Annotated in this window: 21 protein-coding genes; 12 read left to right on the top strand and 9 right to left on the bottom strand. The window is 56.4% G+C overall.

All coding sequences use genetic code 11. From position 1 onward, the window contains the following. Positions 1 to 235: 235 nt before the first annotated feature. The 6 genes from GS632_RS02840 to GS632_RS02815 all read right to left on the bottom strand — a co-directional run bounded on the left by GS632_RS02840 (position 236) and on the right by GS632_RS02815 (position 5,923). A complete protein-coding gene (locus GS632_RS02840; RefSeq protein ID WP_171238864.1) occupies positions 236 to 1,549 on the bottom strand; it encodes a branched-chain amino acid ABC transporter permease in 1,314 nt (437 codons plus the stop codon). After that, positions 1,546 to 2,556, bottom strand: a complete 1,011-nt coding sequence (locus GS632_RS02835; RefSeq protein WP_171238863.1) for a branched-chain amino acid ABC transporter permease — start codon at positions 2,554 to 2,556, stop codon at positions 1,546 to 1,548. The genes GS632_RS02840 and GS632_RS02835 overlap by 4 nt, the downstream gene beginning before the upstream one ends. Continuing rightward, entirely contained in the window at positions 2,556 to 3,017 is a 462-nt protein-coding gene (locus GS632_RS02830; protein ID WP_171721415.1) for a hypothetical protein, read from the bottom strand. The genes GS632_RS02835 and GS632_RS02830 overlap by 1 nt, the downstream gene beginning before the upstream one ends. 2 nt (positions 3,018 to 3,019) lie before the next feature. Continuing rightward, positions 3,020 to 3,850: an ABC transporter ATP-binding protein gene (locus GS632_RS02825; RefSeq protein ID WP_171238861.1), complete on the bottom strand. Its 831-nt coding sequence runs from the start codon at positions 3,848 to 3,850 to the stop codon at positions 3,020 to 3,022. Continuing rightward, positions 3,847 to 4,635, bottom strand: a complete 789-nt coding sequence (locus GS632_RS02820) for an ABC transporter ATP-binding protein (RefSeq protein WP_171174031.1) — start codon at positions 4,633 to 4,635, stop codon at positions 3,847 to 3,849. The genes GS632_RS02825 and GS632_RS02820 overlap by 4 nt, the downstream gene beginning before the upstream one ends. Before the next feature lie 106 nt (positions 4,636 to 4,741). Continuing rightward, the gene (locus GS632_RS02815) at positions 4,742 to 5,923 is read right to left on the bottom strand and encodes an ABC transporter substrate-binding protein (RefSeq protein ID WP_171174029.1); all 1,182 of its coding nucleotides are present in this window, start codon (positions 5,921 to 5,923) and stop codon (positions 4,742 to 4,744) included. A 155-nt stretch (positions 5,924 to 6,078) separates the two neighbouring features. Between GS632_RS02815 and GS632_RS02810 the strand changes: the two genes are divergently transcribed. Beyond that, positions 6,079 to 7,176: a PQQ-dependent sugar dehydrogenase gene (locus GS632_RS02810; protein ID WP_171174027.1), complete on the top strand. Its 1,098-nt coding sequence runs from the start codon at positions 6,079 to 6,081 to the stop codon at positions 7,174 to 7,176. On the opposite strand, the gene GS632_RS02805 is transcribed toward GS632_RS02810, so the two are convergent. Next, complete coding sequence (locus tag GS632_RS02805) at positions 7,173 to 8,177, bottom strand: GlxA family transcriptional regulator (RefSeq protein ID WP_171174025.1); 1,005 nt, start codon at positions 8,175 to 8,177, stop codon at positions 7,173 to 7,175. The genes GS632_RS02810 and GS632_RS02805 overlap by 4 nt on opposite strands. 169 nt (positions 8,178 to 8,346) lie before the next feature. Between GS632_RS02805 and GS632_RS02800 the strand changes: the two genes are divergently transcribed. Then, positions 8,347 to 9,717, top strand: a complete 1,371-nt coding sequence (locus GS632_RS02800; RefSeq protein ID WP_171174023.1) for a class II 3-deoxy-7-phosphoheptulonate synthase — start codon at positions 8,347 to 8,349, stop codon at positions 9,715 to 9,717. A gap of 61 nt (positions 9,718 to 9,778) precedes the next feature. On the opposite strand, the gene GS632_RS02795 is transcribed toward GS632_RS02800, so the two are convergent. Further along, positions 9,779 to 10,453: a PAS domain-containing protein gene (locus GS632_RS02795; protein WP_171174021.1), complete on the bottom strand. Its 675-nt coding sequence runs from the start codon at positions 10,451 to 10,453 to the stop codon at positions 9,779 to 9,781. A gap of 245 nt (positions 10,454 to 10,698) precedes the next feature. Here GS632_RS02795 and GS632_RS02790 point away from each other — a divergent pair, with 245 nt between their 5' ends. The 10 genes from GS632_RS02790 to phoB all read left to right on the top strand — a co-directional run bounded on the left by GS632_RS02790 (position 10,699) and on the right by phoB (position 20,211). Continuing rightward, on the top strand, positions 10,699 to 11,589 hold the full coding sequence (locus GS632_RS02790) for a YicC/YloC family endoribonuclease (protein WP_171238859.1): 891 nt from the start codon (positions 10,699 to 10,701) through the stop codon (positions 11,587 to 11,589). A gap of 17 nt (positions 11,590 to 11,606) precedes the next feature. After that, positions 11,607 to 12,248: a guanylate kinase gene (gmk, locus tag GS632_RS02785; protein ID WP_171090030.1), complete on the top strand. Its 642-nt coding sequence runs from the start codon at positions 11,607 to 11,609 to the stop codon at positions 12,246 to 12,248. After that, complete coding sequence (locus GS632_RS02780; protein ID WP_171174017.1) at positions 12,245 to 12,769, top strand: gamma carbonic anhydrase family protein; 525 nt, start codon at positions 12,245 to 12,247, stop codon at positions 12,767 to 12,769. The genes gmk and GS632_RS02780 overlap by 4 nt, the downstream gene beginning before the upstream one ends. Positions 12,770 to 12,797: 28 nt before the next feature. Then, entirely contained in the window at positions 12,798 to 13,844 is a 1,047-nt protein-coding gene (locus GS632_RS02775) for an ATP-binding protein (protein ID WP_171238858.1), read from the top strand. Between the two features lie 193 nt (positions 13,845 to 14,037). Further along, positions 14,038 to 15,078, top strand: a complete 1,041-nt coding sequence (locus tag GS632_RS02770) for a substrate-binding domain-containing protein (protein ID WP_171090036.1) — start codon at positions 14,038 to 14,040, stop codon at positions 15,076 to 15,078. 93 nt (positions 15,079 to 15,171) lie between these two features. Continuing rightward, positions 15,172 to 16,644, top strand: a complete 1,473-nt coding sequence (gene pstC / locus GS632_RS02765) for a phosphate ABC transporter permease subunit PstC (protein ID WP_171238857.1) — start codon at positions 15,172 to 15,174, stop codon at positions 16,642 to 16,644. Then, positions 16,641 to 17,972, top strand: a complete 1,332-nt coding sequence (gene pstA / locus GS632_RS02760) for a phosphate ABC transporter permease PstA (RefSeq protein WP_171238856.1) — start codon at positions 16,641 to 16,643, stop codon at positions 17,970 to 17,972. Before pstC ends, pstA begins: the two co-directional genes overlap by 4 nt. A 12-nt stretch (positions 17,973 to 17,984) precedes the next feature. Next, the gene (pstB, locus tag GS632_RS02755) at positions 17,985 to 18,782 is read left to right on the top strand and encodes a phosphate ABC transporter ATP-binding protein PstB (RefSeq protein WP_171090042.1); all 798 of its coding nucleotides are present in this window, start codon (positions 17,985 to 17,987) and stop codon (positions 18,780 to 18,782) included. A 25-nt stretch (positions 18,783 to 18,807) separates the two neighbouring features. Further along, positions 18,808 to 19,509, top strand: coding sequence for a phosphate signaling complex protein PhoU (phoU, locus tag GS632_RS02750; RefSeq protein ID WP_171234567.1), 702 nt, complete (start codon positions 18,808 to 18,810; stop codon positions 19,507 to 19,509). A 12-nt stretch (positions 19,510 to 19,521) separates the two neighbouring features. Further along, positions 19,522 to 20,211, top strand: coding sequence for a phosphate regulon transcriptional regulator PhoB (phoB, locus tag GS632_RS02745; protein ID WP_171090046.1), 690 nt, complete (start codon positions 19,522 to 19,524; stop codon positions 20,209 to 20,211). 96 nt (positions 20,212 to 20,307) lie between these two features. On the opposite strand, the gene GS632_RS02740 is transcribed toward phoB, so the two are convergent. Continuing rightward, positions 20,308 to 20,954: IS30 family transposase (locus GS632_RS02740; protein ID WP_171721416.1), on the bottom strand; the 647-nt coding region annotated here is incomplete at its 5' end.

Here is a 20,954-nt window from a genome sequence, read left to right as displayed (position 1 = left end):
TGTAACGACAACAACCGAAAGTAGGAAAACAGTTCCGAAGCGTGGTGCTTTCATTTTTTACTCTTATCAACACGTTTGAATGATCGTTTTAGATCGGCTTGAGCGGGTGTGAGTGCCAGCAACAGACCGCAGAAGAAAAACACTGCGGTGGGTCCGTTTATTCAAAAAAACGCCAAGAATCAAGAAACCGCGCCGAAGTGCCGGCGCGGCTTCACGAAATGGTTATGGATAAGTCCTATTTTTCGGGGATCAGGCCCCTTGGGCTGAATCTGAGAACAATCAACAGGATAAGACCCATAGTGAACAAGCGCATATGGGCAGCGCTTTCGACCAGATGCGCTTTCAACCAACTTCCATCCGGCATACCTGCGGTGATCAGGTTCATCAGCCATAGGCCGATTGGTTCAACCTGAACCCATAAAAACCAGATCAGAAACGCGCCAAGAACGGACCCGAAGTTGTTTCCCGATCCGCCAACAATCACCATCACCCAAACCAGAAAGGTAAAGCGCAGAGGCTGGTAGGCGCTTGGCGTCAACTGACCGTCCAGCGTTGTCATCATCGCCCCTGCGATCCCGCAGATGGCCGACCCCAGAACAAAGATTTGCAGATGGCGGCGGGTCACGTCCTTGCCCATCGCCTCGGCCGCGACCTCATTGTCGCGGATCGCGCGCATCATACGGCCCCACGGGCTTTTCAACGCCATCTGGGCCATCCACAGCAGCGCCAGCAAGACGATCAGGAACAGTAGCGAATAACCCAACTTGACCGAAAGGGTAGAGGCCGTGACCGGATCAAGTCCAAACCACTCTGCACGGGCCAGGAACGTGGGGTCTTGCTGCAACTCAACTTCGTAACCGACGACAGGAGACGGGCGCGGGATACCGTAGACGTTTTTCACACCCCGGGCCAACCAGTCTTCGTTCTTCATGACGGCGATGATGATCTCGGCAATGCCCAGCGTCGCAATGGCCAGGTAATCCGACCGCAGACCCAACGCCGTCTTGCCGATCAGCCATGCAGCGCCCGCCGCAAGCAATCCACCGGCAGGCCAGGCCAGCAGAACCGGAAGGTTCAGACCGCCGATATTGCCTGCAATCGCGGGATCAATGGCTTCGACAGCTGCAACATTGGGATCAAAAACTGCGCGGTAGACAAAGAAGCCCACGACCAGAACAGCGATGATGGTAAGGGTTTGCGCCCGGCCTTTTGGCATCTTGGTCGCCACCAGAACAGCAGCCACAACGGTCGCGGCCCCCAACAGCAGTGACAATACAATCCCGTAACCGCCAGCGCTCCAGGCCCCCGGGGTGGGCGGTGTTGATACCAGAACCACGGCCAGACCGCCGAGCGCGACGAAGCCCATCACACCCACATTAAATAGGCCCGCAAAGCCCCATTGCAGGTTGACCCCAATGGCCATGATGGCCGAGATCAGCCCCATGTTCAGGATCAGGATGGCGGTGTTCCAGCTCTGAGTGAACCCTGTCAGAAGGATCAAACCGGCGACAACAGCAAAAAGCAGCGTGTTTTTGACAGACTCGGTCATACCGCTTTCCCCTTGAACAGGCCCGTGGGCTTAAACAGAAGCACAATCAGCAGAATGACGAAGCTGACGGCAAATTTGTAGTCGGTGGACAGGAACTGGACCAAGCCTGAGGGTTCCAAGTTTTCTGGAGCCAGGTAGGTCAGCACCTTCTTCCAAGCATAGGTGATGGTCACCTCGGAAAACGCGATGATGAACCCACCTGCGATGGCACCCAGAGGATTACCAAGTCCGCCCACGATGGCCGAGGCAAATATCGGCAGCAGAAGCTGGAAATAGACGAAGGGTTTAAAGCTCTTGTCGAGACCGTAGAGCACCCCGGCCGTAGTCGCTAATGCAGCGACGATGATCCATGTGATCATCACAACACGCTCGGGGTTGATGCCGGACAATAACGCCAGATCCTCGTTATCCGAATAGGCTCGCATGGACTTGCCTGTGCGGGTCTTGTTGAGGAACCAGAACAGCAACGCCACGGCGACAACAGCCACAATCACGGTGATACCCTGAGAGGTCTTGATCGCAAGCCCCTCACGCAGCCCAGTCAGTGCCTTGAAATCGCGCGCCGAGATAATGAACCGCGCACCGTCCGAGAACCTCTGATCATCTGGCCCAATGATAAAGCGGACAAGGCCGTTCATGATGAACATAACGCCCATCGAGACGATCACGAGGATCACCGGCTTGGCCTTTTGTTCCCGGTAAAACCGATAGACAAGCCGGTCGGTGATCAACACCAGAACGATGCAGCCCAGAATGGCAAAAGGCAGGGCGAGCAGGGCGGTTGGCAGCGGCCCAAAACTGACCCCGGCGGCTTGTAAGCCCCACGTGACCAGAACAGCGATCATCGCGCCAAAAGCCATCGTGTCGCCATGGGCAAAGTTCGAAAACCGCAGGATGCCATAGATCAGCGTTACCCCCAATGCCCCCAGCGCCAATTGGCTACCATAGGCGATTGCGGGAACAAGGACGAAGTTGGAGAGCGCCACAAGGGCGTTGAGGAAGTCCATTAGTTGCTTTCACACCCCTGAAACTCTACAAGAAATTCGGAGAGACTAGTATTTTTGAAGTTCCGCTCGATCCATTCGTATCCGCGTGGAACGTAGGCTAGAAACAGCACGCCGCTTTCGAGTTCGAACTCGTCACCGCCTCGAAAGTCAACTGCGTGATCATCGGGTACTGATGTCGAAAAGTCGTGGTTGGGTTTCCCGTGAAAGCCTTCGTCGAGCAGCTGAATTTTTGTATAGTAGCCATTCTCGGCGGGCGAATGACCCAAATAGGCACCTTCATTTCCATCATGTCTGACCAAGGGAAACTGAAGCGCGCGCGCCATACTTTTACATTCATCGGCGATTTCGCATATTGAAACGCTTCGACAGTCCAGCGTGAGCGCGTAGTCAATTGCTTCTTCGAATGCGAATACAGGGCTGGCTGTAACGGTAGCGAGTGCAATTGGGTAAATTGATTGCATCCTCACCCCCCCAAGAAACTCTTGCGCACTTCGGGATCGGCCAGCAGTTCTTTGCCCGTGCCGGTATAGGCATTCCGTCCCTGAACCAGCACATATCCCTTGTCCGCAATCTCCAGTGCCTGGCGGGCGTTCTGTTCTACCATCAGGATTGGCAACCCGGTGCGGGAAACCTCGATAATCCGATCAAACAGCTCATCCATCACGATGGGCGAGACACCGGCAGTGGGTTCGTCCAGCATCAGCACCTTCGGCTGGGTCATCAGCGCGCGGCCTACGGCGACCTGTTGGCGTTGACCGCCCGACAGTTCTCCGGCGGCCTGATTGCGTTTGTCGCGCAGGATTGGGAAGAGGTCATAAACCTGTTCCATTGTCTCAGTGATATCGTCACGGCGGATGAACGCACCCATTTCAAGGTTCTCTTCCACCGTCATGGACGTGAAGATATTCGAGGTTTGCGGCACAAAACCCATACCTTTGATCACCCGGTCCTGCGGTGACAGCTTGGTGATGTCTTCACCGTCCAGCCGCACCGAACCGGCACGTACGTCCAGCATGCCGAACACAGCCTTCATCGCCGTGGACTTGCCCGCACCGTTGGGGCCAACGATCACCGCGATCTCACCCTTGTCGACGGCAATGGTGCAGTCATGCAGGATGTCCGGACCTTTGCCGTAACCGCCGGTCATTGTGTCGCCGATCAGAAAAGGGCCGCCGCCAACGTAACGCGCTTCACCGCTTGCTGAATTCGCTGGCATCATCGTACCAGCCCCGTGCGTATTGGTGATAGAGGCGTCCTTGTTCCCCTTGTCGTCGTGATAAGGATTGTCGCTCACGCGCCTGCCTCCAGCTTGTCTTTATTCTTCAGGCCGGTGCCCAGATAAGCTTCGATCACGTGCTCGTTTGCCTTGATCTCGTCCAAAGTGCCTTCGGCCAGAACCTTGCCCTCGGCCATACAGATGACCGGGTCGCAGATTTTGCCGATGAAATCCATGTCATGTTCGATGACCACGAAGGTGTAGCCGCGTTCCTTGTTCAGGCGCAGGATGGTGTCGGCAATGGTCATCAGCAGGGTACGGTTCACGCCTGCGCCGACCTCGTCCAGGAACACGATCTTGGCGTCGACCATCATGGTGCGGCCAAGCTCCAGCAGTTTCTTCTGTCCGCCCGAAACCTGACCGGCCTTGTGATCGGCCAGATGCTCGATGGTCAGAAACTCTAGCACCTCGTCTGCCTTAGCACGCAGCGCGCGTTCTTCATCCGCGATGCGCTTTCGGCCAAACCAGGTGTTCCACAGCGATTCACCCGATTGCGCACCGGGCACCATCATCAGGTTCTCGCGACAGCTCATCGATGAAAACTCATGCGCGATCTGGAAGGTGCGCAACAGACCTTTGTGAAACAACTCATGAGGGGGCAGGCCGGTGATATCCTCACCATCCATAAAGACCTTGCCGCTGGTTGGCGGCAAAACGCCCGCGATCACATTGAACAGAGTGGTTTTTCCTGCACCGTTCGGCCCGATCAGGCCGGTGATCGACCCTTTTTGGATTTCCAGCGATGCCCCGTCCACCGCGTGAAACCCGCCGAAATGCTTATGCACGTCTTCGACGACGATCATGTTATCCCCTTGCCTTTGCCCCGTGAAACGAGGTGCAGCCTTTTGTCATTGAAACAGCCCGGACACAAGGACCGGGCTGCTTGTTTTTATGGTTTTTAACGTTGGATCAACGGAAGTTGACGGTCTTGTTTTCGCCGTCGGTCACTTCGATTTCGCGATAGGAACCCGCGCTTTCACCGGGGCCGATCAGCTCAACGCCAGACGCGCCGACATAGTCGATGTCTTGACCAGCAGCCAGCAGTTCCAAACCCTTGGCCAGCTCACCCGGATAGATCTTTTCACCCGGAGCGTTAGCGACGTCCAAGACTTTTGAACCATAATCGGCCGGGTTGGTTGACCCTGCGGCCTGCATCGCCAGCATGAACAGCGCGGCCGCGTCATAGCTTTCGGGCGAGTAAGGTGACGAGCCGTCGAAGCCAGCGGCTTCTGCCATGGCAAAGTACTTCTCGGCACCTTCACCGCCGGATCCGGCGATCTGACCGAACGAACCATTCAGGTCGGGGCCAACATTTGCAGGCAGCGAGTCACCGATCATACCGCCTGGCAGGCCGAATGTATCAAAGGCACCGCTGTCCAGTGCAGACTGGATGATGCCCAGACCACCCTGGTCCAGATAGCCTGCAACGACCAGAATGTCACCACCGGCCGAGGCCAGCGCGCCCACTTCAGCCGAATAGTCGGCCTTACCGTCTTCGTGTGCCGCAACAATCGTCACTTCGCCGCCCGATGCCTCGAAAGACGACTGAATCGCGTCCGCGAGACCCTTGCCATAGTCGTTGTTGGTGTAGGTCAGAGCAATCGAGCTGATGCCGCGGTCATTCAGGATGTCCGCCATAACCTGACCTTCACGCGCATCCGACGGAGCGGTGCGGAAGAACAGGCCGTTATCCTCCATGGTCGACAGGCCGGGCGAGGTGGCCGACGGCGAGATCATAACCATACCATTCGGAATCGCGACGTTCTGCAGGATCGCACCGGTCACGCCCGAGCAGTCACCACCGATGATACCGGCGACACCATCCGCAATCATGCGCTCACCGTTCGAGGTGGCCAGACCGTTGTCGATACAGCCTGTATCGGCACGCATTCCGGTGACGGTTGCACCATCCAGCAGCTTGCCGGACTCGGTGACTTCGGCCATCGCCATTTCGGCGCCAGAGCCCATTGCCGGTGCCAGCGATTCGATTGGGCCGGTAAAGCCAAACAGCACGCCCAGCTTCACATCCTCGGCCATGGCGGTTCCCGCAAGCAAGGCGGTGGCTGCAGTAGCAGTCAGCAGCTTTTTCATATGTTTACTCCCTGTATTGAACGTCTTTGTTCTGGCCTCGACCCTAGGCAAGCTGTTTGGAAAAGAAAAGTCCTAACGCAAACGTGTTTTTACCGTTTGGGAAACTAACTGTTTTGTTAGAAACTCTTCCGTGATTGCCGCCGAAAGGGGCCGACATGCTTCGCATTGTTACACTTCTGTTTTTCACGCTCAATGCGTTCTCAGTTGCCGCACAAACCCTGTCAACGTCCGCCGGAGGCATTGAACTGACCAAGATGGTAAGCGGTCTCGATACGCCCTGGGCCGTCGGAGTCTTGCCGGATGGGGCGTTCCTGATCACCGAGCGGGACGGAGATTTGCTGTTTGTTCAGAATGGTAAGGCGACCACTGTGCGGGGCGTTCCGAAAGTTGCCGCCAGAGGGCAAGGTGGGTTGCTTGATGTGACGGTTCCACGCGATTTTCGACAAAGCCGCGAGGTATTTCTGAGCTTCTCAAAGCCTCAAAACGGGGGCGCTGGCACTGCCATTGCCGTTGGGCGGCTGTCGGAGAACGGTAAACGTCTGACCAACGTTCGGGTGATCTACGAAGCAACACCCGGCGGTTCCGGCGGGCGGCATTTTGGCAGCCGCATCGTCGAAGCACAGGATGGAACGTTTTTTGTAACCATTGGCGATCGCGGCCAGCCCGACAACGCACAGGACCGGTCTTCTCCGATGGGGTCGGTCATTCGGATAAACCGGAATGGATCGATCCCTGTAGACAACCCTTTTGTCGGGCAATCAAACATCAAACCTGAAATCTGGTCCTTCGGCCACCGCAACCCGCAGGGAGCTGCACTGGACGCGCAGGGGAGGCTGTGGGTTTCGGAACACGGCGCTCGCGGAGGCGATGAGATCAACCAACCCCGCGCGGGCCGCAATTACGGGTGGCCGGTCATTTCTTACGGCACGCATTATTCCGGCCAAAAAATTGGCGAAGGTACGTCCAAAGCCGGCATGGAGCAGCCCGAGTTGTATTGGGATCCGTCCATCGCGCCTTCGGGTTTGTTGGTGTATTCCGGCAAACTCTGGCCCCAATGGAAGGGGAATATCTTTGTCGGGTCTCTGAAATTCGACTATATCGCGCGACTTGCCGGAAAGTCTCTGCGTGAGGTCGAACAGATCAAAGGGCCGGAAACCGAACGTGTGCGCGATATCGTTGAAGCACCGGATGGTTCGATCTGGTTCATTTCAGTCGGGCAGGGCGCGGTGTACCGCATGACCCCGCAGGGCTAAACCGACAATCGCGTGCTCTGCGCGCCACGTTCCCGGTAGGGTGTCGTATTATAATGTGCCCTGTAGCATTTCGAGAAATGCGAAGGGCTGGCGAACCCACATGCAAGCGCAACGTTGATGACGCTCATATCCGTCTGCATAAGAAGATTCCGCGCTTTGTGCAGTCGCAGTTCCATGTAGTAGCGTTTAGGGGAACGGCTGAGATACCTGCGGAATAGACGCTCTAGCTGGCGGGTCGACATGCCGACATCTTTGGCCAAAATAGAAGGCGAGATTGGCTCTTCGATGTTTTTTTCCATCATCAAAATGACCTGGCTCAGCTTTGGATGTCGCACGCCGATCCGCGTCGGTGTCGACAAACGTTGCGTGTCCTGATCAGTACGGATGGACGAATAGATCATCTGGTCCGCTACGGCATTGGCCAATTCTTCGCCAAAATCATCCGCAATCAGTTTAAGCGACAAGTCTATCGAGGATGTGCCGCCAGCAGTTGTCATGCGGTTGCCGTCAACCTGAAAAACCGATTTCGTCAGTTCGACCTCATCGAATTCCTCGATAAAACTGTCAGAGTTTTCCCAGTGAATCGTCGCCTTCTTGTTGTCCAGCAACCCTGCCTTGGCAAGCGTATACGCGGCAGTACACAGACCACCGATTCGAAGGCCGCGCCGCGCCTCGCGACGAACCCAGTTCAGGACGCGTTTTGTGGTCGCTGTTTGAACGTTTACGCCTCCGCAGATGAGGACGACATCATCGCGCTGCAGTTCTTCTAGATCCGTGTCGAGTTTGAACTCGGTTCCAGCCGAGCATTTGACCGTGCCGCCGCCTTCTCCAGACAGTGTCCAAGTATACAATTCCTGGTCTGCCATACGGTTTGCGATCCGCAAACTATCAAGAGCCGAAGCAAATGATAGCAACGAGAACTTGTCCAGAAGAACAAAAACATAATGGCGCGGGATGGCCTCAGCGTTTTCCACTGTGACTGCCTGGCGTTGCACTTGCATGGCGGGTTGTCCTTACTTTGGCACTGAATACAGCCTTATCCAGCGACATATTTAGAGTTCACCATGATCAAAGCTTGTTTGCGCCGTCAAGAGGCGCAAATGGGATATGGTCACTCTTCAAAGCATTTTGTATAGAGGCCACCTGAACACTTCAGCGGAGATCAAAGCTATGACCGAATGGCAAAAATCGAACTGGCGCAACAAGCCCCGGGTTCAGATGCCAGACTATACCGACTCGGCCGCTCTGGCCAAGGTCGAGGCCCAGCTTTCACAGTATCCCCCGCTGGTCTTTGCCGGTGAGGCGCGGCGTCTCAAACAACATCTGGGTGCCGCCGGTCGCGGCGAGGCCTTCCTGCTGCAAGGTGGGGATTGTGCTGAAAGCTTTGAACAATTCAGCGCGGATGCGATCCGTGACACCTTTAAGGTGATGCTGCAGATGGCAATGGTTCTGACCTATGGCGCAAAAGTCCCGGTGATCAAAGTCGGCCGCATGGCCGGTCAGTTCGCCAAGCCGCGCAGTGCACCAACCGAAGTTGTGGATGGTGTGGAACTGCCCAGCTATCGTGGTGACATCATCAACGAATTGGCATTCACACCAGAAGCGCGCATCCCGAATCCTCAGAAGATGCTGCAAGCCTATACACAGGCTGCTGCCACTCTGAACCTGCTGCGGGCTTTTTCGACCGGTGGATTCGCGGACATGAGCCGCGTTCATTCGTGGACCCTTGGGTTCACAGATGAACAGGACGTGCAGAAGTACTCCGAGATTGCCGATCGTATTCAGGACACCATCGACTTCATGGAAGCGGCCGGGATCACGGCAGATACCACACATGAATTCTCGACCGTCGAATTCTATACCAGCCACGAAGGGCTGCTGCTGGAATATGAAGAGGCGCTGACGCGCCTGGATTCGACCTCGGGCAACTGGCTGGCTGGTTCTGGTCACATGATCTGGATCGGCGACCGTACACGTCAGCCCGACGGTGCGCATGTTGAATTCTGCAGCGGAGTTTTGAACCCGATTGGTCTGAAATGTGGTCCGACAACGACCGTGGAAGACCTTAAGGTTCTGATGTCCAAACTGAACCCCGAAAACGAAGAGGGTCGCCTGACCCTGATCGCGCGCTTTGGTGCGGGTAAAGCAGGTGAGCACCTGCCGCGTCTGGTCAAAGCTGTGAAGGAAGAAGGGGCCAAGGTCACTTGGGTTTGTGATCCGATGCACGGCAACACGATCAAATCGGCGACCGGTTACAAGACCCGTCCGTTCGACTCAGTCTTGCGTGAGGTGCGCGACTTCTTTGGCGTACATCAGGCCGAAGGCACCATCCCCGGTGGCGTGCATTTTGAGATGACCGGTCTGGATGTGACCGAATGCACCGGCGGCGTGCGCGCGGTGACCGAAGAAGATCTGTCAGATCGCTATCACACCGCCTGCGACCCGCGCCTGAACGCGTCACAGTCGCTGGAACTGGCCTTCCTGGTGGCAGAAGAACTGACAAATCTGCGCCGCAACGGCAGCAAGCGCGTCGCTAGTTAAGCGCGTAAAAACAGATTTAAACAGCGGGCCTTTGGTCCGCTGTTTTTCGTTTCAGGAAACGCTAATCGTCCCGTGACACGATCAATCGCAAATGCTTGGCAGGGTGTTTGAATTTTCCCTCGACTTCCGCAAACCCATGGGCCGGCGTTGGTTTCACTGGGATTTGGACGTGAATGTCAGACACCATTTTGATCCGCGTATCCGAGATTGAAAACCGCCGCGGCGTTTTTCCAATTGCCCCGTCAGCGATCATGACGCCCAGAACGCGGCTGACATCGCCCAGATCACTTTTCAGCGGCAGCAATATCATTCGGGCTTGCATAGGCGTGCGACCAAGTACTCCACCCGAAGTCATGCCCAACTCGGCAACAGCAGGGGCCGCGAACACTTGTTCCAGAACATCCTTAATGCCTGCGCGGTCATCAGGCTGGAAGAACGCAGTCAACGGCATACCCCGCACTTCCATACCCGCAAGCGCGTTCAAATGGCTTCCGGCTAGACGAAAACGGGCCAAGCCAGGCGCAATGCGCTCGAGTATAAACGTGTATTCCAGGATATTTTCCAGACCGCGCGGGTCAATCTGGGACCGCATCGGGACACTGTCACGATTCAGTAATGCGGTCCAATACGCCTCGGCCTGGCGGATCGGCGAAAGGCTGCGCCCATTGTCAAAGCGATCCATTGCGACGATCTTTCCAAATTCTGACCCGGAACCAATCCCGAAAAAGGTTTTCATCTTCTTTACCCTTACGCCAAAAGGCTGCCATTTTTCTAAAATGCAACACATCGGGAGCAGCGGCAGCCTGCAAACCATTGCTCTGGGTAGTTTGACTCGGGTTAAATCAATTTTGGAGCAATTCTTTAACGAATGGTTAACTCGAACCAAACAATTGCGCTTTCAGCAAATACTTGCCCTGCACCGTTCAATGGCATTAGGTGCGACATGAGTGAGACGCATCAGGGCCAAATGAAGGGGCGGGTATGATCAGATCCATGACCGGGTTTGCCTCGGCACAGGGGCAGCACGGGCCACATAGCTGGACGTGGGAACTGCGCAGTGTGAACGGCAAGGGGCTCGACATGCGCCTGCGCGTGCCGGATTGGCTGACCGGGCTTGAGGCCGCGCTGCGGGCAAAACTGTCCAAATCCCTCAGCCGCGGGAATGTTACTCTGTCGATGCGCCTGAACCGCGAGGACTCGGCCTCAGAACTGGCTCTGAACGAGACAGCCATGAACGCTGCGCTGACCGCTCTTGAGCAGGCAGAACAGATGGCCTCGGCGCGTGGCATAACTCTGGCCCCATCGCGGGCCTCAGACCTGTTGGCGTTAAAGGGAATGCTGGATGCGGGATCGGATTCAGATGATCCGGGGCCACTGGTTGCCCACCTCACGGCTGAATTTGACGCTCTTGTCGACGCGTTCTTGGATATGCGCCGAACAGAGGGCGCCGCGTTGGCAGCGGTTCTGAACACGCAACTGGATCAGGTCGCCACGCTGACCGCGAAAGCGGCAGAACTGGCCGAACATCGCAGGGATAATATGGCACAGGCCTTGCGGGAAAATCTGGCGCGGGTGCTGGACAATTCACAAGGCGCCGACCCGGAACGAGTTGCGCAGGAATTGGCCCTGATCGCAGTTAAGGCCGATATCACGGAAGAAATCGACCGATTAACAGCACATGTCAAAGCCGCGCGCGATCTGTTGGGGAAAAACAGTGCCGTCGGCCGCAAGCTGGATTTCCTGATGCAGGAGTTCAACCGCGAAGCCAACACACTGTGTTCCAAAGCCCAAAGCTCGGATCTGACAGCTGTTGGGCTTGAGCTAAAAGCGGTGATCGATCAAATGCGCGAGCAAGTGCAGAACGTAGAATAAGAATGGGAACATCTGACATGGCGGATCGCCGCGGCCTTTTAATCATCCTGTCTTCTCCGTCCGGGGCAGGCAAATCCACGTTGGCCAAACGGCTGATGGCCTGGGACACAGATCTGGAATTCTCGATCTCGGCCACGACCCGCGCACCGCGTCCCGGTGAAGAACATGGGCGCGAGTATTTCTTTCTGTCAGAGGACGAGTTCAAGCAACAAGTGGCCGAAGGGCAGATGCTGGAGCACGCCCATGTTTTCGGAAACTTCTACGGTTCACCGGCAGAACCCGTGCGCAATTCGATCAACACTGGCAAGGATGTTCTGTTCGACGTTGATTGGCAAGGTGAGGTGCAGATCAGAAACTCTGACCTTGGCAAACATGCCCTGTCGATCTTCATTCTACCACCGTCGATCCCCGAACTGCGCCGCCGTCTTGAGACACGTGGTCAGGACAGCGATGACGTCATTGGCAAGCGCATGCTCAAAAGCTGGGATGAGATCAGCCACTGGGGCTATTACGACTATGTCCTGATTAATGATGATCTTGAGGCAACCGAAGAAAAGCTGAAGACCATTGTCAGCGCCGAGCGAATGCGCCGTATCCAGCAACCAAAGCTGCAACAGCATGTGCGCAAATTGCAAAATGAGTTCGAGGGCCTGTCATGACCGTTTACGCCTTGGGAGATCACGCACCGGACTTACACGAGGACACATGGGTCGCGCCCGACGCCAACCTGATTGGCAAAGTGGTGTTGGAGCAGGGTGCCTCGGTTTGGTTTGGCTGTACGATACGCGCCGATCACGAAGAAATCCGCGTAGGCGCGGGAAGCAACGTGCAGGAGAATTGCGTCATGCATATCGATGCGGGCTTTCCTTTGACCATCGGGGCAAACTGCACGATCGGGCATAAGGTCATGCTTCATGGTTGTACAATTGGAGACAACTCACTGATCGGTATGGGCGCGATCATTTTGAACGGCGCAAAGATCGGGCGAAATTGTCTGATTGGGGCAGGGGCCCTGATCACCGAGGGCAAAGAAATTCCAGACAATTCGCTGGTCATGGGTGCGCCGGGCAAAGTTGTGCGACAGTTGGACGAGGCATCGGCGCAACGCATCACACTCAGCGCACTTCACTATCAGGAAAACATGCGCAAGTTTCGCAAAACTTTAAAACCTGTCTCGTAAGACGTTCGGGCCAATTGAGTTTTAAGTCATGTCCACCGAGCTGTTAGACGAATTTGTCCAAGCGATTCCGATGCCCGCGCTGATGGTGGATCAGACGGAACGGATCATTGCCGCCAATACCGATGCAAAGACTCTGCTTGGTCAGAATATCGTCGGACGCCACTTCGCCACGATCCTGCGGCAACCGCAGGTATTGGAAGCCATTGAACAAAGCCTCCAAACCAAAAGCACAAAAAAGACGCGCCACCTGTCCAATGACGGCGCGCAGGATACGACGTTTGAGGTTGATTGCCGCTATATGAACGGTGTTGGCGCGGTATCAGGTGGGGCTGTTTTGGCCTCATTTCAGGACATCACCCATCTGGAACACGCCAGCCAGATGCGGCGGGATTTTGTGGCCAATGTCAGCCACGAGTTGCGCACCCCGCTGACCGCGTTGATGGGCTTTATCGAAACCTTACGTGGCCCGGCGCGCGATGATCCAGGCGCGCGGGAGAGGTTTCTTCAGATCATGACGGATGAAGCCAACAGAATGAACCGATTGGTTGGCGATCTTCTGTCTCTCAATCGGGTCGAAAGCGAAGAACGCGTCCGACCCATTGAACAGCTAGAACTAACGGGGCTGTTACAATCCATTCTGAACTCAGTGCGCCCTCTGGCCGAGGACGCAGGCGTGGCCTTGGTACTCGAAGCGCAGGACGGACCGGTGTCGGTCACCGGCGACAGCGACCAGTTGCGTCAGGTTTTCACCAACCTCGTCGAAAACGGCATAAAATACGGGGGCAGCGGCGGCAACGTGACAGTACGCGTTTTGTCCATGGAACGAGACACTGCGCTGAGGGGGCCGTCGGTGCGGGTTCAGGTCATCGACAAAGGCCCCGGCATAGATCCGATTCATCTGCCACGTCTGACAGAGCGATTCTATCGCGCGGACAGCCACAGATCCCGGCAACTGGGGGGAACAGGGCTTGGGCTTGCCATTGTCAAACACATCGTCAACCGGCACCGGGGACGGCTAAGAGTTGAGAGCGAGTTGGGAAAAGGCTCTGTTTTTACGGTGATTTTGCCACGGTGACGCGTTGCCAGAGCGGACTTTAAAAACCGCCGCTTCGCCCAGTCGGATCACTTTATGACACGTAAAGCGTTACAAAACGCAGGTTGTCATAAAACCGTTACACACTTGTCACAAAAGGCTTACGCATGCGGCCTAGGGGTTCGCGCAGGATCATCATGGGGGTGATCAAACATACCTTTTCAGGGAGACTGAAATGTCCTTTGTCAAACTGTCGGCTTCTGCGCTGGCGATTGCTGCCGTCTCGGCAACCACTGCTGCTGCCCGTGACAACGTACAGGTTGCCGGTTCGTCGACCGTTCTGCCTTATGCTTCGATTGTTGCTGAACTGTTCGGTGAAAACACCGACTTCCCGACCCCGGTTGTAGAATCCGGCGGCTCTTCGGCCGGTCTGAAGCGTTTCTGTGAGGGTGTTGGCGAAAACACCATCGACGTTGCAAACGCATCGCGTAAAATCCGCGAAAAAGAAATCAAAGCCTGTGCCGAAAACGGCGTGACCGACATCATGGAAGTCCGCATCGGTTATGATGGCATCGTATTTGCCAGCCAGCAATCCGGCCCCGCCTTCACCGCGTTCGAGCCTGCTGACATCTACAACGCCATCGGTTCAAAAGTCATGAAAGACGGCGCACTGGTCGACAACAGCTTCAACAGCTGGGCCGAGTTCAACGCCGATCTGCCGGACGTTGAAATCGCGATGTTCATCCCGGGCACCAAGCACGGCACCCGTGAAGTGTTCGAAGACAAGGTTCTGCTGGAAGGTTGCGAAGCCACTGGCGCGATGGAAGCCATGGTTGCAGGCGGCATGAGCGAAGATGACGCAGAAGACGCATGCCTGGACGTCCGCACCGACGGTAAGTCGGTCGACATCGACGGTGACTACACCGAAACTCTGGCGCGTATCGACACCAACCCCAACGGCATCGGCGTGTTCGGTCTGGCGTTCTATGAGAACAACACCGACAAGCTGAAAGTGGCCACCATGGGCGGTATCGCACCGTCGACCGAGACCATCGCGTCGGGTGAATACCCTGTGTCGCGTCCGCTGTTCTTCTACGTCAAGAAAGCGCATATCGGCGTGATCCCTGGCCTGAAAGAATACGCACAGTTCTTTACTGCTGATGAAATCGCAGGCGGTTCCGGCCCTCTGGCCAACTACGGCCTGGTTGCAGATCCTGAGCTGGCCAAGACCCAGGACGCCATCGCAAACGAAGTTACCATGGGTTCGGGCAGCTAATCCCGCCTTTGGCTTGAATGACCGGGGGCGGCAACTGATGCCGCCCCCAACTGTGTTTTCCGAAATTCCCAGCCAAGACCTTACGGGGGTGTCATGCCGATACTATGGCTCTTTCTGATCGTGCTTGCGATCGCCGCAGTCGGTTATGTGTCAGGACGCGCACGCGCCTTGCAAAGCGCCGGCGGAGACAGCCGGAACCTGCATTCGCTGCCAACTTACTACGGCGCAAATGTAGCCCTTAAAGCGATTGTACCCGCCTTTGGTCTGCTGATCATTTGGCTGCTGGCCCAGCCGCTATACGTGTCGTCTCAGGTTTCCGAAATGATCCCAGAGACTTCCGTCAAAGAAGGCTCGTCGCTAAGCCTGGTTATGGCTGAAGTACGCCGCACGGCGGACGGTCTGAACAACGCTGTGGCCGCCGGCGTGCTTTCGGAAGATCAGGCCCGCAACGCGCGCGCGGACGTAACCGACGTGACGCAGCGCCTGAAAGATGCCGGGCAGGTGGTGACGTCCGATATCACTCAACCGGTTCTGCGGGCTGCACAAAGCTACCGCGCCATGAATTCCACCGGTTACGCGATCATGACGGGTGCGGTCATTCTGGTGGCTCTGATTGGAGCCGCAATTAGCTGGTTTCAGACACATTCCGACTACCGTGCCCGCAACGTGGTCGAGCAGGGGATCCGCTTTCTGCTTCTGGCTGCGGCATCTATCGCGATTCTGACGACCATCGGAATCGTTCTGTCGCTGGTTTTCAACACGTGGGAGTTCTTCAAGCTCTATCCCGCGTCTGACTTCTTCTTTGGGACAACCTGGGCGCCCAGCTTTTCGGGCCGCGGCGGCGCATCGGATCTGGGGATCATCCCTCTGCTGTGGGGCACGTTCTATATCTCGCTGGTGGCTCTGCTGGTGGCTGTTCCTATCGGACTGTTTGCCGCGATTTACCTCAGCGAATACGCCTCATCCCGCGTGCGCTCTGTCGCAAAGCCGCTGCTTGAGGTTCTGGCCGGGATCCCGACCATCGTTTACGGTCTGTTTGCCCTGTTGACTGTCGGCCCGCTTTTGCTGGACGTGTTCGGCGATAACGGTTTGGGCTGGATGAAGGCAGGTACAGCCGTAATGACCGCCGGTATTGTGATGGGGATCATGCTGATCCCATTTGTTTCGTCTCTGTCTGACGACATCATCAACGCGGTACCTCAGGCGATGCGCGACGGATCTTACGGTTTGGGTGCGACCCAATCCGAGACCATTCGCCAAGTTGTTCTGCCAGCCGCATTGCCCGGTATCGTGGGTGCGATCCTGCTGGCGGCATCGCGCGCCATCGGTGAAACCATGATCGTGGTTTTGGGGGCAGGGGCCGCCGCCCGGCTCAGCCTCAATCCTTTTGAAGCGATGACAACCGTCACCGCCAAAATCGTCAGCCAGTTGACCGGCGACGCGGACTTCGCCTCGCCCGAGGCGCTTGTCGCCTTTGCCCTTGGCATGACCCTTTTCATCCTCACGCTGGGGCTCAACGTTTTTGCCCTCTACATCGTGCGTAAGTATCGGGAGCAGTACGAATGACCGACGCAAGCATGGACACCCCGAACGCAGACCGTCACGCGTCTTCGTTGATGGCCACGGACGCGCGTACAAAGAAGCGTGCGAATGCAGAGAAGCGTTTCCGCGCGTATGGTATCGTTGCAATCGCGACCGGGCTTTTCTTTCTGATCGTGCTGTTCGCTTCGATCTTGTCGCAGGGCATCCCGGCCTTTCAGCGTACCGTCGTGAGCGTCGAGTTCACTCTGTCGCCGGCACAACGCGACGAAGCAGAAGGTACTCTGTTCAAGACCAAAGCCTATTCCGACCTGTTTATCGGTGCGCTGAACGATCAGTTGACCGAAAGCGGTGTCACCGTCGATTTCGATCAGGACGCGATTGAGCGTCTTTTGGGTAAAGTGGGTGGCACGATCCGCACCTTTTACGCGGACAACCCAGACAAACTGGGGGAAGCGGTACAGTTCGATCTGGCCGCCTCAAGCCGGGTTGACGGATACTTCAAGGGTCGCGTTTCGCGTGACACCCTGCAAGACAGCCGCTTCCTGCAGCTTAGCGACCTGGATCTGGTCGATGCTCTGAAAGAGGCAGGTATCATCAAACAGGCATTTAACTGGCCCTTCATTACAGGTGCAGACTCGGGCGTGGACAACCCCGGAGGGGCGGGCATCGGCGCTTCGGTTGTTGGTTCGTTCTTCATGATGCTGGTGGTTTTGGCGCTGTCATTGCCCATCGGTGTCGCGGCTTCGATTTACCTTGAGGAATTCGCACCGCAGAACCGGTTTACGGACCTGATTGAGGTGAATATCTCTAACCTCGCCGCTGTTCCGTCGATTGTGTTCGGTATTCTGGGTCTGGCCGTGTTCATCCAGTTTATGCATCTGCCGCAATCGGCGCCCTTGGTCGGTGGTCTGGTGCTGACCCTGATGACGTTGCCGACAATCATCATCTCGACACGAGCCTCGCTGAAGGCAGTTCCCCCGTCGATCCGTGACGCGGCGTTGGGGGTAGGGGCCTCGAAAATGCAGGCCGTGTTCCACCACGTCTTGCCTCTGGCCGCACCGGGTATTCTGACCGGCACCATCATTGGTCTGGCGCAAGCCCTGGGCGAGACCGCACCATTGCTTCTGATCGGCATGGTAGGCTTTGTGGCGCGCGGATATCCCGATGGCTTCGTAGCTGGCTTTACCGAGCCGAACTCGGCCATGCCCGCGCAGATCTACACCTGGGCCGCGCGTGCCGATGTTGGGTTCTACGAGAAAGCATGGGGCGGTATTATCATCCTTTTGATGTTCCTGCTGACCATGAATATCATCGCAATCATCCTGCGCCGCCGCTTTGAACGCCGCTGGTAAGAGGGGGCACCAATGAACGATATGACACGAGTGGAGAGAGCCGTGGACTCCAAAGACATCAAGATCAACGCCAAAAAGGTTCAGGTCTATTACGGCGACACCCATGCCATCAAAGACGTGGATGTTGCGATTGAAGACAAGACTGTGACCGCCTTTATCGGCCCGTCGGGCTGTGGCAAATCCACGTTTCTGCGGTGTCTGAACCGGATGAATGACACCATCGACATCTGCCGGGTCGAAGGCGATATCCTGCTGGACGGCGAAGACATCTATGACAAGCGCGTCGACCCGGTTCAGTTGCGCGCCAAGGTGGGCATGGTGTTCCAAAAGCCAAACCCGTTCCCCAAGTCGATCTATGACAACGTGGCTTATGGCCCGCGCATTCACGGCCTTGCAAAGAACAAAGCGGAACTGGATGAAATCGTTGAAAAATCCCTTCGTCGCGGCGCGATCTGGGATGAGGTTAAAGACCGCCTGGACGCGCCCGGAACAGGTCTGTCGGGTGGTCAGCAACAGCGTCTGTGCATCGCCCGCGCCGTTGCGACTGAACCCGAAGTTCTGTTGATGGACGAGCCATGCTCGGCGTTGGACCCGATTGCGACCGCACAAGTCGAAGAGCTGATCGACGAACTGCGCTCGCGCTATTCGGTGGTTATCGTGACCCACTCGATGCAGCAGGCTGCGCGGGTCAGCCAGAAAACCGCCTTCTTCCATCTGGGCAATCTGGTCGAGTTCGGAGAAACCGGCCAGATCTTCACCAACCCCGTAGATCCGCGCACGGAAAGCTACATCACCGGCCGTATCGGCTGAGCACAGGTATTCAGAAATGTCCGATTTGACCGAACAACACATAGCGTCTGCGTTCGACCGCGATCTGGAAGCGATCCAAGCGCATATCATGAAGATGGGTGGCTTGGTTGAAGCCGCCATCATGAGCGCCGCGCGCTCTCTCGAGACCCGTGATGTGGAACTGGCGCAAGAAGTGCGGCAGGGTGACAAGGCCATTGATGCACTGGAAGATATCATCGACGAGGAAACCGCGCGCCTGATCGCACTGCGTGCGCCCACAGCCAGCGACTTGCGGTTGGTGCTGTCTGTTCTGAAAGTCTCGGGCAATCTTGAGCGGATCGGCGACTATGCCAAGAATATCGCAAAGCGCACCACGGTTCTGGTTGATGCAGGCGAGATCAATGGCAGCGCTGCAGCCCTTCGCCGCATGGCGCGCGAAGTTGAACGCATGCTGCGCGATGCGCTGGATGCCTATATTCAGCGCGATGCCGAACTTGCCACCGACGTTATCAACCGCGATGAAGAAGTTGATCAGATGTATAACGGTCTGTTCCGCGAATTCTTGACCTTCATGGCCGAGGATCCGCGCAATATCTCGTCCTGTATGCACCTGCATTTCATCGCCAAGAACATCGAACGCATGGGCGATCACGTCACCTCGATTGCCGAACAGGTGGTCTATCTGGTCACCGGAGAACGCCCAACCGAGGCACGGCCCAAGGCCGACACCACGTCGCAAACCGTGTAGGAGACGACAGAGATGTCCGCAGATCAACCGACAGTTCTGGTGGTTGAGGATGAACTGGCCCAACGCGAAGTGCTGGCCTACAACCTCGAAGCAGAAGGGTTTCGCGTCTCGAAAGCCGCCAGCGGCGACGAGGCCATGTTGCTGGTGGATGAAGATTGCCCCGACATCATCGTTCTGGATTGGATGATGCCGAACCTCAGCGGCATCGAAGTTTGCCGCCGCCTTAAAAGCAGGCCCGAGACACGTTCGATCCCGATTATCATGCTGTCGGCGCGCACTGAAGAAGTCGACAAAGTGCGTGGTCTGGAAACCGGTGCGGACGACTACGTGGTGAAACCGTACTCTGTTGTCGAATTGATGGCGCGCGTTCGCACACAGCTTCGCCGGGTTCGTCCGGCAACGGTTGGGATACGTCTGGAGTTTGACGACATCGTTCTGGATTCTGAGACACACAAAGTCAGCAGAGACAGCAAACCTTTGAAACTCGGTCCAACCGAGTTTCGTTTGCTTAGCACCTTCATGGAAAAGCCGGGCAGGGTCTGGAGCCGCGAACAGTTATTGGACCGCGTTTGGGGCCGCGACATCTATGTAGATACCCGAACTGTTGATGTCCACATTGGACGGCTGCGCAAAGCGTTGACGCAACATGGCGGTGAAGATCCTGTGCGGACCGTACGCGGCGCGGGGTACGCACTGGGTTGAGCTGAGAGTCTTTTAAACCAAGAGCTTACGACAACTTCTTGACGAGATGGTCGCAAGTGCATGCAGAAGTCTCAAGGGTCGTTGCGACGTTTTCCGCTATCTCAGTTTCATCAATTCATCTCTGAATGCCTCGGTTGGAGTTTGCCATCCGAGGCACTTTCTGGGGGTTCCGTTCAGGCGGTCGCAAATCGCCTTCATTTTGCGATTTGAGAGCGCCGCGAGCTGGGTGTCGCGCGGAAGATATCGGCGGGCCCGCTTGTTCAGATTCTCGACCGATCCCTTCTGCCACGGTGCCTGCGGATCACAAAACCAACTCTCCGTGCCAATGCCGGATTTAAGCTTTCGCCACTCTCGGAATTCAAAGCCCCGATCAAATGTAATCGAGCGTCGTGCTGGTTGGGGCAGGGGTTCCATCACATCCATCAGTTTGTTCATGAAATGCATTGAACTGCGGTCGTTGTTGCGGAACAGAACAGCGAACCGGGTCTTTCGCTCGACCAACGAGGCGACATTCATTTTGCCAGTGTGACGCTCGAAGATCATCAGATCGCCTTCCCAATCACCGAATTCTTCGCGTGTTTTTACACATTCTGGGCGCTGGTGAATGGACCGATCCGGTGGGAAAACCTGACCTCTGGGCCGTCTGGCGTAACGTGGTCGGCGTTTCTTGCGTCGGCTCGGCAGATGGCGCGCCAGTTGTTCGGATTGGCCTTCGGAGCTGTAGATATAGGCGTAGATCGTCT

The sequence above is a fragment of the Ruegeria sp. HKCCD7296 genome, from assembly GCF_013110775.1.
Classification (GTDB): Bacteria; Pseudomonadota; Alphaproteobacteria; order Rhodobacterales; family Rhodobacteraceae; genus Ruegeria.
The sequence above is the reverse complement of the archived record's forward strand: the minus strand, read 5'-3'. Positions and strand labels throughout refer to the sequence as shown.

Bases quoted from the DNA above. Each gene is read 5' to 3' on its own strand.
- GS632_RS02840 (WP_171238864.1), bottom strand. From the start codon at position 1,549: ATGACCGAGTCTGTCAAAAACACGCTGCTTTTTGCTGTTGTCGCCGGT.
- GS632_RS02835 (WP_171238863.1), bottom strand. From the start codon at position 2,556: ATGGACTTCCTCAACGCCCTTGTGGCGCTCTCCAACTTCGTCCTTGTT.
- GS632_RS02830 (WP_171721415.1), bottom strand. From the start codon at position 3,017: ATGCAATCAATTTACCCAATTGCACTCGCTACCGTTACAGCCAGCCCT.
- GS632_RS02820 (WP_171174031.1), bottom strand. From the start codon at position 4,635: ATGATCGTCGTCGAAGACGTGCATAAGCATTTCGGCGGGTTTCACGCG.
- GS632_RS02815 (WP_171174029.1), bottom strand. From the start codon at position 5,923: ATGAAAAAGCTGCTGACTGCTACTGCAGCCACCGCCTTGCTTGCGGGA.
- GS632_RS02810 (WP_171174027.1), top strand. From the start codon at position 6,079: ATGCTTCGCATTGTTACACTTCTGTTTTTCACGCTCAATGCGTTCTCA.
- GS632_RS02805 (WP_171174025.1), bottom strand. From the start codon at position 8,177: ATGCAAGTGCAACGCCAGGCAGTCACAGTGGAAAACGCTGAGGCCATC.
- GS632_RS02800 (WP_171174023.1), top strand. From the start codon at position 8,347: ATGACCGAATGGCAAAAATCGAACTGGCGCAACAAGCCCCGGGTTCAG.
- GS632_RS02795 (WP_171174021.1), bottom strand. From the start codon at position 10,453: ATGAAAACCTTTTTCGGGATTGGTTCCGGGTCAGAATTTGGAAAGATC.
- GS632_RS02790 (WP_171238859.1), top strand. From the start codon at position 10,699: ATGATCAGATCCATGACCGGGTTTGCCTCGGCACAGGGGCAGCACGGG.
- gmk (WP_171090030.1), top strand. From the start codon at position 11,607: ATGGCGGATCGCCGCGGCCTTTTAATCATCCTGTCTTCTCCGTCCGGG.
- GS632_RS02780 (WP_171174017.1), top strand. From the start codon at position 12,245: ATGACCGTTTACGCCTTGGGAGATCACGCACCGGACTTACACGAGGAC.
- GS632_RS02775 (WP_171238858.1), top strand. From the start codon at position 12,798: ATGTCCACCGAGCTGTTAGACGAATTTGTCCAAGCGATTCCGATGCCC.
- GS632_RS02770 (WP_171090036.1), top strand. From the start codon at position 14,038: ATGTCCTTTGTCAAACTGTCGGCTTCTGCGCTGGCGATTGCTGCCGTC.
- pstC (WP_171238857.1), top strand. From the start codon at position 15,172: ATGCCGATACTATGGCTCTTTCTGATCGTGCTTGCGATCGCCGCAGTC.
- pstA (WP_171238856.1), top strand. From the start codon at position 16,641: ATGACCGACGCAAGCATGGACACCCCGAACGCAGACCGTCACGCGTCT.
- pstB (WP_171090042.1), top strand. From the start codon at position 17,985: ATGAACGATATGACACGAGTGGAGAGAGCCGTGGACTCCAAAGACATC.
- phoB (WP_171090046.1), top strand. From the start codon at position 19,522: ATGTCCGCAGATCAACCGACAGTTCTGGTGGTTGAGGATGAACTGGCC.